General features: G+C 37.2%; 11 protein-coding genes and 1 riboswitch. Of the genes, 9 read left to right on the top strand and 2 right to left on the bottom strand.

Going from position 1 to position 16492, the window contains the following annotated elements; all coding sequences use genetic code 11:
* The first annotated feature begins 73 nt into the window (after positions 1-73).
* The 5 genes from MWU78_RS04680 (at position 74) to MWU78_RS04660 (ending at position 11060) form a co-directional block, all read left to right on the top strand.
* Entirely contained in the window at positions 74-619 is a 546-nt protein-coding gene (locus tag MWU78_RS04680; protein ID WP_246995468.1) for a hypothetical protein, read from the top strand.
* A gap of 278 nt (positions 620-897) precedes the next feature.
* Positions 898-4110, top strand: a complete 3213-nt coding sequence (locus MWU78_RS04675) for a SusC/RagA family TonB-linked outer membrane protein (protein ID WP_246995466.1) — start codon at positions 898-900, stop codon at positions 4108-4110.
* Between the two features lie 11 nt (positions 4111-4121).
* Positions 4122-5696, top strand: coding sequence for a SusD/RagB family nutrient-binding outer membrane lipoprotein (locus MWU78_RS04670; RefSeq protein WP_246995464.1), 1575 nt, complete (start codon positions 4122-4124; stop codon positions 5694-5696).
* A gap of 743 nt (positions 5697-6439) precedes the next feature.
* Positions 6440-9760, top strand: coding sequence for a VCBS repeat-containing protein (locus tag MWU78_RS04665; RefSeq protein WP_246995462.1), 3321 nt, complete (start codon positions 6440-6442; stop codon positions 9758-9760).
* 244 nt (positions 9761-10004) lie between these two features.
* A complete protein-coding gene (locus tag MWU78_RS04660) occupies positions 10005-11060 on the top strand; it encodes a glycoside hydrolase family 31 protein (RefSeq protein ID WP_348647061.1) in 1056 nt (351 codons plus the stop codon).
* A 255-nt stretch (positions 11061-11315) separates the two neighbouring features.
* Here the strand turns inward: MWU78_RS04660 and MWU78_RS04655 are convergent, their stop codons facing one another.
* Together MWU78_RS04655 and MWU78_RS04650 are read right to left on the bottom strand one after the other, a co-directional pair.
* Entirely contained in the window at positions 11316-11552 is a 237-nt protein-coding gene (locus MWU78_RS04655) for a hypothetical protein (RefSeq protein ID WP_246995458.1), read from the bottom strand.
* 5 nt (positions 11553-11557) lie between these two features.
* On the bottom strand, positions 11558-12154 hold the full coding sequence (locus MWU78_RS04650; protein WP_246995456.1) for a methyltransferase domain-containing protein: 597 nt from the start codon (positions 12152-12154) through the stop codon (positions 11558-11560).
* Between the two features lie 514 nt (positions 12155-12668).
* Between MWU78_RS04650 and MWU78_RS04645 the strand changes: the two genes are divergently transcribed.
* The 4 genes from MWU78_RS04645 (at position 12669) to MWU78_RS04630 (ending at position 16417) form a co-directional block, all read left to right on the top strand.
* Complete coding sequence (locus MWU78_RS04645) at positions 12669-13349, top strand: Crp/Fnr family transcriptional regulator (RefSeq protein ID WP_246995454.1); 681 nt, start codon at positions 12669-12671, stop codon at positions 13347-13349.
* 295 nt (positions 13350-13644) lie between these two features.
* Positions 13645-14514, top strand: a complete 870-nt coding sequence (locus MWU78_RS04640; protein WP_281503795.1) for a DMT family transporter — start codon at positions 13645-13647, stop codon at positions 14512-14514.
* A 142-nt stretch (positions 14515-14656) separates the two neighbouring features.
* Positions 14657-14768: riboswitch (TPP riboswitch) on the top strand.
* A 61-nt stretch (positions 14769-14829) separates the two neighbouring features.
* Positions 14830-15432 (top strand): nicotinamide riboside transporter PnuC, encoded by a 603-nt coding sequence (gene pnuC / locus MWU78_RS04635; RefSeq protein WP_246995452.1) that lies wholly within the window; start codon positions 14830-14832, stop codon positions 15430-15432.
* Complete coding sequence (locus tag MWU78_RS04630) at positions 15401-16417, top strand: acyl-CoA dehydrogenase (protein ID WP_246995451.1); 1017 nt, start codon at positions 15401-15403, stop codon at positions 16415-16417. The genes pnuC and MWU78_RS04630 overlap by 32 nt, the downstream gene beginning before the upstream one ends.
* The last annotated feature ends 75 nt before the right edge of the window (positions 16418-16492 follow it).

Here is a 16492-nt window from a genome sequence, read left to right as displayed (position 1 = left end):
TGTCATGTTGTTTCTGGTCAACAGGTCAAAAACTTCAAGTAACCCCCGATTGATGAAATTACGACTTGCTTGTATGAATGAAAAACATATAATAGAATTTAAGGATGGGAATACTCTGGACTTCAGGTATTTCTTTAAAAAATACTCTCATCGAATTTATGGGTTTACTAAAGATTTCATCGAGGAAGGTGATTTTAAAGTGGTAACCCAGAAGACTTTTATTAATTATTGGAACTTCCGGAATTACTTATTGGAAGAAAGTACGGTACAATCCTATTGGTTTCGCACAGGAAGAAATGCATGTTTTAATCTTAATAGATATAAAGGAGTACATGCAAAATACGCTTCACATGATATACAAGGAAGGGAAATACATATCAATTCAGATATCCTAAATTCAATTGAGTCCAATAAATTATCATTTAGTGAATTACCTGACCTATATAAAAATTTTATTTCTGAATTAGCTAATAGATGCACAGAAGTATTTATCAAAATGCGATTTGAAAACATGAGGAATGAACAAATGGCGAATCAATTGGCGATAACAAAAAAAGCCGTAGAATCAAATATGACCAGGGCAAATAAAATTTTGAGTTTTAGACTTGTTGGCTATTAGGCAGTTTTATCAATGGCTTATATAGGTGCAGCTGAAGGGCTAAATCAATATAAGGGGCTATTGCCATTATGTTGTCCTGTCATTGACGCGTTAACCATAAATGTTCAATTGTAAAGGGTGATATAATCAGTATAAAATATATCGATATAGGAACTAAAGGAGGATAATTTAAAATAAACCAAGCAATGCAAAAATGAAATCAGAAAAAGTCGGAAGTATTTCCTGTTGTAAGACGGTGATTAAAATTAAAGTAATAACCAATTAACTCAGTTAAATTTATGAAAAACGATAATGAAAAAAGAATTCGTAATATGTCATTACGGAAATTCAATTTGAATAAGAAGCTAGCTCTCTTCTTACTATTTACCACATTTTTACAAATTCGTGCGAACTCCTATTCTGACAAGGGAGAGATTTCTCTGGATATAGAAAGATCAAGTACGGATGATAAGCAATCGGCCGTTCCTAAATTGATTTTTCAACAAATAATCTCAGGTGTTGTAATCGATGATATTGGAGCTCCACTTCCGGGTGCTTCCATTGTGCTCAAAGGCACCTCCAATGGTACCGTTACAGATTTTGATGGGAATTTCAGTATTAGTGTAGAGGCTGAAAATGCTGTTTTAGTGGTGTCGTATTTAGGGTTTTTAACCCAAGAAGTGGTAGTTGGTGACAGTCAGGAACTTACCATTCAAATGCAGCCCGATGCCAATGGTTTAGATGAGGTTGTGGTGACGGCTTTAGGGATAAAGAGACAGCGGAAATCTTTAACATATTCTTCCCAAAATGTTGATTTGGAAACATTGGATGAAGTTAGACCTGCTCAAAATCTTGTCAACAGTCTTCAGGGTAAGGTTGCCGGATTATCAATTGTCAAAACAGGAAATGGTGTTTCAGGTAGTTCAAGGGTTAATTTAAGGGGCAATAGGTCCATAGATGGTAGTAGTCAACCTTTGTATGTTATAGACGGTGTTCCAATAGGAGGGGACATTTCAGATATTAGCCCAGATGATATCGCCTCCATAAACGTTTTAAAAGGTGGTAATGCTGCGGCACTTTACGGGTCTAGGGCCAACAATGGAGCTATTATCATTACGACCAAGTCGGGAGGAGCAGACCGTTTAAGCATCGATTTTGGTGTTACCACGACCATGGAAACTGGCAAGATATTTTTCGATTTCCAAGATCAATACGGTCAAGGAGTTGGAGGGTCATACTTCGCTCTGGATGGGTCGCCATTAAGTGGGTCAATGGAATCATGGGGTCAGGCTTTGGATGAATCATTATTAGTCCCACATTGGTCTCCAGATCCTAGCAAACAGGGAATTTTGCTTCCATATGGCAGTAACCCTAACAGGCACGATGATTTTTTACAAACAGGTGCTACCACGGTTTACTCTTTATCAGCTAGGGCAGGTAATGAGAAATCGCAATTGTATTTCGGATATACGAATGACAGTAGAAAGGGAATTACGCCAGGTAATGAAATGACAAGGCATAATGTTAGCATAAAGCTTAATCAAAAACTCATTAATGATAAATTAGTTTTGGATGCTAAAATGAACTACATCCGGACCGATTTGGATAATGAATTGTCTACCGGAAATGACAAAAGCAACCCCTATAAAAACGTATATCTTATTCCTAATAATATTAGAAATGAAGACCTAAGGGAATTTGAATATACTTGGGAAGATGGAAATGTACTTCAAAACTATTGGCTTCCCGGAGCTAATGGGGGGGCTAACGCATATTGGGTGGCCAATAGAAATCTAAATGAGCAGTTCACAAATAGAATCCTGAGCTATGCTTCTTTAACCTATAATTTTACTGACAAACTTAGTTTAATGGGACGTAGTGCATTTGAAACTTCTTCTAACTATATGGAGACCCGTTGGTCCAACGATACCTATATTATTGCCCAGAATGGAGCGTATACAACAATGAATTCGCAATACTACGACTGGAACACCGACTTTTTGTTATCCTATAACGATCAATTTTCAGAGGATATAAAATATAGCCTCAACGTGGGTGGTAACAATCGACAGGTAAATGGTCGTTCAGTGAGCACGAACAACAATGGATTGAGCGTTCCTAATATTTTTGCATTGTCCAATGCCTTACAAGCTACTTTCTCTGAGACCATAAACAGAAAGGAAGTACAATCCCTTTATGCTTTTGGACAAACCTCCTTCAAGAATTTGGTTTTTCTGGACCTTACATATCGTAACGATTGGAGTTCCAGTCTACCTGAGGCAAACCGCAGTTTTGGATATTATTCTGCTGGTTTAAGTGCAGTAGTTTCAGATATGTTCGATTTTGGAAATGGATTTAGCTATTTGAAATTAAGAGGTTCTTTTGCTGAAGTAGGTAATGATACCGATCCATTTAAATTAAGTCGTGCAGCCGAATTACGGTCAGGGGGGCTTATCTACCTTTCAACTATCTTACCTAATGAAGACTTAAAGTCAGAGAAAACACTCTCAAAAGAAATAGGCTTTGATGCTGGATTTTTTAATGGCAGGTTAGGGCTTGATTTTACTTACTACAAAACGAATAGTACGGATCAATTGTTTGCACAGGATGTGCCTCTTGGGTCTGGAGTGGCACAAAAGTTTTTAAATGGTGCTGACATTGAGAATAGGGGGGTTGAAGTTATACTTACGGGAAATCCTGTTCATACGGATGATTTTGACTGGGATGTTACTTTAAATTTTTCCAAAAACACCAGTGAGGTCAAGAAATTGGCAGAGGGTCTTGATCGTTTGTCAATTGGGACTACTCATGGGATTAGACTTATGCAATTAACTGTTGGCTCGGAATGGGGCGATTATTACGCTAGAGGTTATGAGAGGGATTCAGAGGGAAGAATAATAGTCGACGCTAGTGGATTACCTGAAACTACATCGGGCAAAAGTGTGAAAGTTGCGAATTATAACCCTGATTGGTTGGGTGGAGTTCGTAATACTTTTAAGTACAAAGGATTTGATATGAGCTTCTTGATCGATATTAGACAGGGTGGAACCGTAATTTCAGGTACCCTTGCCGCTTTGGCTGCCGGAGGATTTTCGGAAATTACAGCGGCCGGAAGAGATGGGTCATTAGTAGTTGGTCAAAACATATTAGGTACTGGAGGCGCCGTAAAGGCTGATGGTACTCCAAATGACATTCAAGTAAATGCAGAGGATTTGTGGAAATCGTTGGGCAAATCCGAAGAACCTGTGGGTGAGGCATTTGTTGAAGATGCTTCCAATATTCGCCTAAGAGAATTTTCGTTAGGATATAACATCCAAAAAGATGTATTAAATAAAATTGGTCTTAAGCATGCTAAAATTAGTTTGGTAGGAAGTAATTTGTTTTTCTTTTCTAGAAAGGCGCAGTTCGATCCAGAGATTACCATTGGAACAGGAACGGAGGAAGAGGGTTATGAATTCAATTCTACGCCTTTCACAAGAAGTATGGGATTAAATGTAAAATTTGGATTTTAAAAAATTGAATTATGAAAAAAAATAAATTAATTATGAAGTGTATTTATTTCCTCTTTGTTGCTCTTGTCCTCAACAGTTGCACGGAAGACTTCACAGAAATCAATACAAACGAAAAAGAACTTACAACTGATGCTATAGCTGATGATGTCCTATTGCTAGGACAAGTCTTTGCGCAAGCGCAATACGGGAGCATGTTTCAATCTGCATACTATTTCCAATATGCTCAGAATTGGAATGCAGATTTATATGTTCAGTATTTTGCCATGACTACACCTGATGCAGAAGCGGACAGAAATGATTTTGCAGACTTTTGGTCGGCTGCGGCATGGTCGTCTTTTTATTCTGATTGTGCGGCACATGTAAAAGCTGTAGAGGATATCAGTCTTGAAAATGGGAACAGTGTAGGAAATGCAATGGCAAAAATCTTGAAAGTTCTTTCTTACTCAAGAATGACCGATCATTACGGGCCTATTATGTATTCGCAGTTTGGCAACGGTGAATCTGCAGTAGCCTATGATACCCAAGAGTCTATGTATACCGATTTTTTTGTACAACTTGATGAAGCAGTATCCGTTTTGAAGGCCAACCCAGGGGCTGAAATGTTTTCATCCAGTGATAGAATGTTTGGGGGTAGCGCAGATAAATGGTTGAAATTCGCCAATAGTCTACGTTTGCGTTTGGCAATACATATCCACTATGCGGATTCGGCGAAAGCCAAGTTGGAAGCTGAAAAAGCCATTGCAGATGGTGTATTTACAGATAGTTCGGAAGATGCATTTGTTTCCTTCAGTGATACAAATAGATCACCATACCCAAAAATTACGCCATGGGGCGAATTTAGGATGAGTGCTGCGATGGAAAGCGTATTAAAAGGGTATGAAGATCCACGGATACCTACATATTTTTCAGAGGCTGTTTTAGGAGATTCAGATGGGGATGGGCTTGCATTTGAAGGTTTATTAAATGGTCAGAGTCAATCTGCCTTGAGCTCCCCTCCAAATGATGACTATTCCAATATGTCCTTACCTTATTTACCTCTCGAAGTTGGTGGTACCAACGGTGATTATGAAGTAATGACTGCTGCAGAGGTCTATTTTTTAAGAGCTGAAGGGGCTCTTCAAGGTTGGAATATGGGCGGTACATCTGAACAGATGTATGAAAATGGCATCCGTGCTTCTCTTACTGCCAAATCCGATGTAGATGAGACATTTATTAGTGCGTATATTAATAGTTCCAATACTCCTGTCCCCTATGAGGCAGGTACTTTGGCACTTACCGATATTCCTGTAGCATTTTCTTCAGATCCTGAAACTCAGTTGGAGCAAATTATGACTCAAAAGTGGATATCCCTATATCCTAACGGCTGGGAAGCATGGGTTGATCTTAGAAGGACAGGGTATCCTAAAATGTACGATCGTCTTTTTTCGGACAATCCAGACGTGGGAACCGATGAAATTATGAGAAGGATAAAATATCCAGGTTTGGAAGCGGATACCAATCCCGAAGGTTTGTCAGGTGCTCTAGCATTGCCAGAAATGCAAGGAGGTGATAAAAATAGTACCAAGGTATGGTGGGATAAAAAGTAATAATATCAATAACCTAAAATATTTAGGATCATTACGGTTTTAATATCGGAGAAGGGCTTATAAACCAGAGAGATATTATTAGGTAATTAGGCGCTGTTGCCAAAGCTGGTTAAATTATTAATGAGTGAAACTGTTGCTGATAATAGATTCAGAGTGATTTTGCTCTTGATTATTCGATCGGTGTGGGGTCATCATCAACAGCTGTGGGACCTTAATATTTTATTGAATTCTAACAAAAGACCGGAGGTGCTAAGTTATTTAGCTACTTCCGGTTATTTTGTTCAATATAAAGTACTCCTTTTTGGAATTGGCCAACCCGTAAGGGAAAGATACTAGGTGGAATGTGGCATGGTATTGGCCAGATGCGCTGTTGGTCCTTAACACATGACTGCCGCATGCGTTACAGATGACCATACGGGAATTAAATCGGAAAGTAAGCTGCACGATTATTGCATATGCCTAGCTTGATAGTTCCTCCGTGGAAATCACGGAATTGGTATATAATAAAGTTTAATTGTAATACGATTCAATATTTGAATTTGGATAATCTAGAAATACATATTGGTAGATTTTTCGGTATAACATAATGGAGTATAATACATTAAAATTGAACATTACCTATGTGCAACTGGGCGAAAGTTATTGTATTAAAGATAAGTTTTAAAGTGCGAAATAGGACTGCAATGGAGTTAGTAGCAGTGTGAATCATTTTGAAAGGAATAGTAAAAAAAAACAAGGAATATATGATAGGCCGTATTAAAATGATTCCAATATTTTTGATTTTTATTTTGCATATTTCATGCAATGTTGATGATAGGAGTAAAAGGTTTAGTTTGCTCCAATCCGATAGAACAGGAGTTAATTTTCAAAACTTGGTAAAGGAAACTGAACGGTTCAATGTATTTGATTACGGCTATATGTACAATGGAGGTGGCGTCTCTGTCGGGGATTTTAACAATGACTCCCTTCCGGATATCTACTTTACGGGAAACATGGTGGGTAGCCATTTATATATAAATCAGGGTGATTTTAAATTTAAGGAAATTGCCAAGGAGGCAGGGGTATTTGCAGAAGGCTTGTGGAATACAGGTACAACCATGGCAGATGTCAACGGCGATGGGTTTCTTGATATCTATGTCTGCCGTTCAGCTGCAAAAGACCCTAAAAAGAGAAGAAATTTACTCTTTATCAATAATGGAGATTTAACGTTTACGGAAAAAGCGGAAGAGTATGGTATTAACGATTCAGGATACTCCACTCAAGCCGCATTTTTCGATTATGATAGGGATGGTGATCTTGATTTGTATGTACTTAATCATTCTACACAGGAATATGCCGGTTTTAGCCAAATTACGGCTTCTCTAAAGAAAAAATATAATAAAGCCTTTTCCGATAAAATGTTCAGAAATGACAATGGGAAATTTACTGATGTATCTGATCGGTCAGGACTTATTTCTAATGTTTTGGGGTTTGGCCTTGGGGTGTCCGTTTCAGATCTTAATAACGACGGGTGGTTAGACCTGTATATATCAAATGATTACAATGAGCAAGATTATTTATATATAAATAGTCAAAATGGAACATTTAAGGAAAGTTTGGAAGAATATGTAGGGCATACCTCTATGTTCTCTATGGGGTCTGACATTGCCGACATCAACAATGATGGATTTATGGACATTATGACATTGGATATGTTGCCAGAAGGAAACTACCGACAAAAAATGGTTTTTGGTCCCGATAATTATGATAAATATAACCTGTTGGTAACTTCTGGATTCTATAATCAATCTATGCGGAATATGTTACAATTGAACAATCAAGGACAATCGTTTTCTGAAATTGGGCAGTTTTCAGGTATTTCAAATACTGACTGGAGTTGGGCGCCATTGTTTGCAGACTTCGATCTGGACGGCAACAAAGATCTTTTTATAACTAACGGTTACAAGCGGGATTATACGAATATGGATTTCATGAACTATGCAGTTCAGGAAAAGCTGAATGAAAACAAAACGGGAAAAAAAACAGCCATCTTGGACCTCTTAGGAGAAATACCTTCAACTATTGAAGAAAACTATACCTACCACAACAATGGTGATTTGACATTTAGCAAAGTAAATGAATCTTGGGGCCTAGACCAAAAATCACTATCCAATGGTGCGGCTTATGCTGATTTTGACAATGATGGGGATCTGGATTTGGTGGTCAACAATATAGATGAAGCTGCCTTTATCTATCGAAATAATACAGAACTTTTTGATGAAAACAATTATTTAAAGGTACGGCTAAACGGAAATGGAAAAAATACTTTTGGCATAGGAGCGAAGATAAAGTTGAGAATAGGTGATGAAATTATGGTTCAAGAAATGATTCCCACCAGAGGTTATCAATCTTCCGTAGACCTAAGTATGGTATTTGGATTGGGAAAAAGCACAGCCGTAGATGAACTTGCCGTGTTATGGCCCGATGGTCAAACGCAAAAACTTTATAATTTAGAAGTAAATAAGACGCTGACCTTAAAGCAAGAGGATAGCCATAAGGAGGTATTAATTAACTATGTGGATACAAACGACACCTATTTTTCTGATATTTCAAAAGACAGTATGGCGACCTTCAGACATAGGGAGAACAATTATGTAGACTTCAATAGGGAAAAGCTGCTTCCTCACAAGCTTTCGACCCAAGGACCTAGAATGGCAAAGGGCGATGTTAATAACGATGGCTTGGAAGATTTTTATATTGGAGGGGCCAAGGGAAGTTCAGGAAAGCTTTTTTTGCAACAGAAATCAGGAGAATTCAGATTGGAAAGCAAAAATGTCTTTCTTGACGATAAAAACTCGGAGGATTTGGAGGCCTTGTTTTTTGATGCAGATTTGGATGGAGATTTGGATCTTTATGCGGTAAGTGGGGGCAATGAGTATGATATAAATTCACCAGAACTGCAGGATAGATTATACTTCAATGATGGCGACGGAAATTTCAGACAAAACAAGGGGTCACTTCCTGAAATGTTAACAAGCAGCTCCTGTGTTGCAGCGATGGACTATGATAATGATGGGGATGTGGATCTTTTTGTGGGGGGAGGTGCCGTACCGGGAAGATATCCTTTTGCAGAAAGAAGTTATTTGTTAGAGAACAATGGATATGGAAAATTTGTAGATATCACGAGTGAGGTAAATACAAAATTAATTAATCCAGGAATGGTCAAGGGTGCACTTTGGAGTGATTTTAATGGCGATGGCAACCCTGATTTACTAATTGTTGGGGAATTCATGAAAATTCTAGCCTTTAAAAATTTAGATGGTAAGCTTTCTGAGCTGACAAGTCTTTCCGGACTATCCGAAACGGAAGGTTGGTGGAACACTATCCGTGAAGGCGACTTTGATGGGGATGGTGATATGGATTATATACTCGGAAATCTTGGATTTAATTCGCAATTGAAAGCATCTGTCAGGGAGCCGGTTGAAATGTACGCTAAAGACTTCGACAATAACGGCTCAATAGACCCTATACTCTGTTCTTATATAAATGGGCATAGTTATCCGGTATTTTCAAAAGATGACCTTTTGGGGCAGTTGAGTATTCTAAAGAGTAGATATATAAAATATTCGGAATATGCCAATGAGCAAATAACTGATATTTTTTCAGAAGATGATTTGAAAGGTGTTACAAAATTTAAGGCGGTGAACTTTGCTTCAAGCTATGTTGAAAATTTGGGAAATAGTCAATTTGTATTGAAGGCCTTACCGTCCGAGGCCCAATTTTCACCAATATATGCCGTTGAAACTGGGGATTTCAATGCGGACGGTTATCCTGATCTAATTTTGGCTGGTAATTTTTTTGGGAATCGTGTGAAGTTTGGGAGAAGTGACGCCAACAATGGGCTACTACTTTTAGGAAATGGAAGTGGTGAATTCCGAGCAGTCGATAATAAAACAAGTGGACTTAACGTACATGGAGAGGTAAGGGATATAATAACTTTGCCATTAATGCATGAAAGCAAAATTGTGGTATTTGCTAAAAACGATTTGGAAATTCAAATTTTTAAGGTCAATGCCCAGCAATAATTGTAGTGATTCTTATGTCATAACCGACAAATGGAGAGGATGCACCCACATGAAAGGGGGGGCAAAGGACTATATTTGGCTATCCAACAGATCAAGTCTTGGGAAAGGACGATTACGGTCAAGGTATAAAAAATATGCCGTAAAGTACCTTGATAAGTTATGTTCCGATTGAACCGCTCTCAATTCAAAAAGTATATTTTTTATGAGACTAATAAAACAAAGGTTAAATGAAATCTTTGTGTAAATATTAAATCAAAGTAAACTTAAGAGTAACCGTAAGACTCAAAAATTACATAATTGGGGATTTAAAGTCATGTTGTGGGTTTGTCCTTTTGTTAGTGCTGATTCTGAGGTTTGTCGGAATCTTACAAAAAACGGAATGCTTCTTCTTGACTCTGAAGAGAAACAAGATATATTATGGGCTAATAGTGAAAATAAACCAGCTATTATCCGTTGGTGGAATGGAGCAAGCGCATGTCTGAATTTAAGTAATTCAAAGTCAAAGGAATGGTTTAAGGGCAAATTGGATTATTTAGTGAAGGAGTATGGAGTGGATGGGTTTAAATTTGATGCCGGTGATGCTAATTTTTATACTAATGGAATTGTATCATACCAACAGGCTACACCAAACGAACATACTCAGTTTTTTGAGGAAATAGGATTGGATTATCCGTTAAACGAGTACCGTGCATCATGGAAAATGGCGGGACTACCATTAGCTCAACAGCTAAGGGATAAGGGACATGACTGGACAGATTTACAAAAGCTTATTCCTGACCTGATGTCGCAGAGCTTAATGGGGTATGCTTATACCTGTCCTGACATGATTGGCGGCGGTGAGCATCTGTCTTTTCTGAATTCTGCTAAAATTGATCAAGAATTGGTGGTCAGATCCGCACAACTACATGCTTTTATGCCCATGATGCAGTTCTCCGTTGCCCCTTGGAGAGTATTATCAAATGAAAACGCTGGCCTCTGTTATGAAGCAGCCTTACTGCATATGAAAATGGGAGATGAAATACTAAAACTAGCCAAAACGGCTTCAAAAACCGGAGAGCCTATTGTGAAGCCAATGGCCTTGGCTTTTCCTGATGGCGGATATGAAGGTGTAAGGGATCAATTTATCCTTGGGAACAAAATCTTGGTAGCACCTGTCGTAGAAAAAGTTGCTCGTAAACGTAAGGTGATATTACCTAAGGGCAGATGGAAAGGAGACGACGGCATAATAGTTAAAGGGAATAGAACTATTGAGATAGATACACCTATTGATAGAATTACATTTTATACGAAGGTAGACTGATCGGAATTAGATACTATTGCTTAATAGGCAACTAAGTATTAAAACAATAGCCTGTTAATTCAATAAATAGTGTAAACAATGTCTCATTTACCTAACAATTGCTAGTAAGGTCCACCTCGGGCCTGACTTGCCGGTAAACTAACTCTGAACCGTTTTTTAGCGGTTCAGGTTGGGGTGAAATATAATTCCGTAAGTTTTTGGGATATATTTTGGACCCTTCGTTTAAAAAGTTCCTGATGAAGGCTTCCTCCTTTTTTAATTCTCACGTCGTTTGGTAATAAATGATTTCAGTTCTTTTATAGCAATAATCTCATTATCGTTTTTCGGATCTGAAATTTTTTTTAAATAAGTTGAGAAGTAGAGAATATAAATTTCCTCGGTCAAAATATTATGTACGGTAACATTGGTAAAACCAATGATTTTAAGCTTTTCGACACCTTGTATCAAAAGGTCTTCCTTAGTTTTTTGAATGTGATCTAAATCTTTATTCATAGCTGTCAAAATTTCTTTTCCCAAAAGTTCAGCTTCCCATTGTAGGCCGTAAATTCTAAATCAAAACCCTCTGGAATCTCTACCCACATACTCCAATACGTAACAATACGAGTTCCAACAGGCGTTTTTTTTAATTGATTTTCTACATATTCTGAATAGGTAAAATATAATTTTTCGTCTAAAACGATTTTGTTGTCTATTAACAGGGAGTTATCAATGTTTTCATAAAAAGGGTTATAAAAATAGAACGCATCATAATCAGAAAAGGAAATTTCTGTAATATTGGAGTGAAAAAATTCTACATTATTTATATGATGTGTTTTTGCTATGCTTTGACATAAGGTGACAAGTTCCTTTCGTTGTTCAACACCATAAAATCGGCCCTTTGTTGAAGCTGCTCCTATTAAACAAAACTTCCCTGCTCCCGATCCAATATCCAAAACTTTGCATTTTGGTTTATCCACTAAATAATCGGCCGCCAATTTAGCTACTTCTACAGGAGTCCAATGGCGCTCAGAAAGCTTTTTGATACGCATGGGATAGAGTGAATTAAAAAGATGGTCTTCAATGTCAATATTTAATTGTAGATTTTTAAAAATCATAGTGTACAGACTTGATTAGCTAATAAGGCAACAGTAGCTATTTAGTTGTTAAAATTGCAAACCAGTATTTATGCGTAAACATTTACTGGAATTTTTATTTGTTCTTCTTTGTTTTCATTTGTGCTTTTGGACATATTTCATCACTATATGTACAATAAACACAACAGTCATTTGTATCCCTTATCCCAAAAAGAGTATGACAAAACACACACCTACTATTAATATGCTTGCCGATCTGGGGCATTTTTTCTTTGTATTTAGAACCGCAGATAGGACAGCTCATTGTTGCGTAAGTAATTAATTTTGTCAAGCGAAATAGTTTTAATTTTTTAGATGAAATGGAATTCAATAAGAGATTTCATCGTTATTTTGTTCATTAACAAATAATTGTAAACAATGGATGTAAAATTACCATGTCTAATAATAAATGTGCTTGATGGGAGTCTTGGAAAAGTTTGATTTAAATCAAGTTTTAAATTAAAAAATAAATAAGACGTAACTTTAGGGCTCAAATATGATTACAAAATTTATATTCAATAGCCAGTATATTTTAAAGGAATTACCTCCAGCTGATAAAGATTTGCTTGAGGAATTAATGATCGATAAAAAGTATCGCAAAAACCAACCTATATTTACGGAAGGCACCTTACCATCGGGTATTTTTTATTTGCAAAGCGGTAAAGTAAAAAAATACAAAATAGACAATGATGGGCGAGAACAAATTATTTATATCTACAATGAAGGTGAATTTTTTGGCTATTCATCGGTTTTAAGTGAAAATACTTACGGAGATACAGCAGTCGCCATAGAGAATGCAATAATCTCATTTATAACTATTAATGATTTTAATAGGATACTCAACAATTCTTCATCATTTTCTCGTTTGCTATTGAAAAGTCTAAGCCACGAATTTAGTGTTTTGGCAAATCTTATAGCGGTATTATCTCAACGCACAGTAAGGGAACGAGTGGCTCTTAATTTATTGATTTTACATGATAAATATAAGGTTGATGCTATTGCAATTACGTATATTAAACTTTCTCGATCAGATTTGGCCAATATGGCTGGGACAGTAGTTGAAACCTTGGCACGTGTACTTCATGATTTTAAACATGATAAACTTATTGCTACGGATGGTCGTAAAATTCAATTGTTAAATATTGAACGTCTCATACATATTGCGAATTTTTATTGATCCAATTTATTTCTTGTCAACCTCACTTGGTACTTAATGAGTGGAAACAAAAAAGGCGACATGCGTTAGCTTGTGTTCAATTTTCTTGAGCACCGACTCTAAAATCAGGTTCACCGAACGCAGTGAGGATAATTTGCCACCTTGTGGAAGATGAAATACTTTGAACATGGTGGAACACTAAAAAGTACTTAATAATAGAATTTATATGGTTATAAGCGTAAGTAAAGGCGAGGTATTCATACCTTAGCAGCTTTAGGTCGATGGATATTACCGTTGGAGAAACAACAGCACTATTTTGTTAGATATTAAATGGAGTAAATCTTCCGGATTGGATTTTAAAAAAGCTCTGCTTTTTATGACTATCAGCACCTTTTCATTTGCTTTGATGAATGTTTCCGTAAAATATCTAGACCGAATCCCAACTTTTCAAATTGTATTTTTTAGATGTTTTGGTTCCTTGGTACTGGCAACTGCCTATATTTTGCTCAAAGGGATCCCAATATTTGGTATTAAGAGAAGACTTATGTTGTTGAGGGCTATCTTGGGCTTAACGGCTATGAGCCTGTTCTTTTTTTCCTTAAAATACTTGAATGTTGGTACGGCAGTTTCATTAAGGTATATTGCTCCTATTTTTGCAGCGGTTTTTGCGGTTTTCTTTTTAAGGGAGAAGTTGAAAAAAATTCAATGGCTTTTCTTTCTAACGGCATTTGCTGGGGTATTGGTTTTAAAGGGATTTGATGGTAATATTAATACCGTTGGCCTGGCCCTCATCTTAACAGCCTCCGTTTTTAGTGGAATGGTATATGTGGTTATTAGAAAAATAGGGGTGTCTGACCATCCTGCGGTTGTAGTAAATTATTTTATGTTCGTAGGGACTGTAATTGGTGGACTTTTGGCTATTGCCGTTTGGGTACAGCCAATTGGTTACGAATGGGCATTTTTAATTATCTTGGGAATTTTTGGTTTTATGGGGCAAATATATATGACCAAGGCATTTCAAATTGCAAAAACAAATCTTGTAGCTCCCTTAAAATATATTGAGGTAATTTTTACTATTTCCATTGGCGTTTTTTGGTTCAATGAAGCCTACTCTATTTTTAGCTTCATTGGGCTATTTATGATTATCTCTGCCTTGGTATTGAATACTTTGGTGAAAAAAGATTAAAACCAAAGAATCTTTACTTTGCTATTACCTGCACATAGCAACTTCCAAAGCTGTTTTTTAAAGGTTGATTAGCCTAAAATGGCATTCTTTTTTTAATAATTGTACAAAAATGAATACCAAATCATTATTTAGTTTTAGCTTTGTTTTCGAAATGGGGTGCTTGCCATAAATTGCAGGCTGAGATGATACCCAGGAGTTTTTGCTCTGAACCTGATCCGGATAATGCCGGCGTAGGGATTTTAAGCTTGATGTAGCATATTAGCACATCCGTACTTTCGTCATCTTTCCATTTCATTAATTTAAGTTTGGGAATCGATGGACAATTTTTTCACACATATTACCGTGTTGCAATCCGTGGGAACTGCTTTTGGCGTTACTCAGGTGCTTTTGGCACGAAATAACAATATTCACAATTATTTATTTGGCATTGCATCAATTCTAATCGGTATCTGGGTGCTTTATCAGTCAAAACTGTATGCTGATATTATACTCCACCTTTATTATCTGGTTATGAGTATCTATGGCTGGTTCTATTGGAAATTCGGTATACAAAAAGAAGAAACTCCAATTTCTTATGCCAACACGTCGGAACGTATAACCGCAATTGGCATCGTACTGATTTGTTTCGCACTTATGTGTTTTTGGCTGGTATTTTACACCAATACAGATGTTCCCATCTGGGATGCTGCGGTAAGTGCTTTTGCATGGGCCGGAATGTGGCTCATGGCCAAGAGAAAGATGGAAAATTGGATCTATCTTAATATTAGCAATATTATCGCTATCCCACTTCTCTTCTATAAAGAACTTTACATATACGCCGGACTTACCATTTTCTTATTTGTTGTGGGGACTTCTGGATATTTTAAATGGAGAAAAATAATTACACATGATACAGGTAGACAAACTGCAAGAGCTTAGGGAACTTTGTTCAGGAGTAGAAATTTTTCCTAAGGAAGTTTTGGATTGGATAGAGGAGGAAAACCTTTGGAGTATATGGGTCCCTAAAACTTATGGTGGATTGGAGCTGTCCCTAACAGACGGACTTCATAAATTGAAGGCATTGGCTCGGATCGATGCAAGCCTTGGTTGGACGGTTACACTTTGCAGTGGAGCCAACTATTTTGTTGGAAACTTAGAAGAGTGTAAAGCCCGTGATATTTTTCTTAATTCCAAGGTTCCTGTTTGCTTTGGCGGAAGCGGAGGTGTGTCTGGAACTGCCTTGATATGTGATGATCACTATAACATATCGGGTAAATGGCACTATGCCACCGGAGCCCCTTATCTTACACATTTTACCCTAAATGCGGAAATTTTGGAGAATGGGGTCCAATTAAGAAATGATGACGGGTCACCAAGGGTTCGGTCATTTGTAATTCCGAAAAGTGCCGTGCAGGTAATAGAAGACTGGAATACTATGGGCCTTAAAGCTACCGCCACCCATTCTTTTGCTGTCAAAGATTATTTGGCGCATAAGAGCAGTAGTTTCAGTTATAATGATTGCTATCTGCCTCACCCTATTTTTAAAATCCCATTTGCCCTTTTTGCAGATTTAACGCTATGGATAAATTATATTGGTATAGCCGAACAACTATTGGAAGAGGCTGGTGCTGTTATAGTGAAAGAGAGGTTGGGCGCTTTGGGAATTACAATACTAGAGTCCGTTCGTAAGATATTTCTATACGCCAGTGAGATTGAGAAAAGAATCGAGGAAAACAGGGCTTTTGAGCCGGATTATATGGAGGAAATACATAATGAGGCCGTTCAGTCCGTGAAAAGTATTTCTAGGACTATGATAGAAATCTACCCAAGTTTGGGTGTGAAGGCGAGTACAAAGGACCACAAGTTAAACCAAATTTTCCGTGATTATTTTACAGCCACTCAGCATCATATTTTTACAAAGTAGTTAATCTAGCAATACTGAATATTTTCACTTTAAGGATTCTGTTTGATTTTTATTTTGGAACTAAAGCGACACGAG

Origin of the sequence: Arenibacter sp. F26102 (assembly GCF_023015865.1) — a bacterium.
Classification (GTDB): Bacteria; Bacteroidota; Bacteroidia; order Flavobacteriales; family Flavobacteriaceae; genus Arenibacter.
This window is presented reverse-complemented; position numbering and strand designations above follow the sequence as displayed.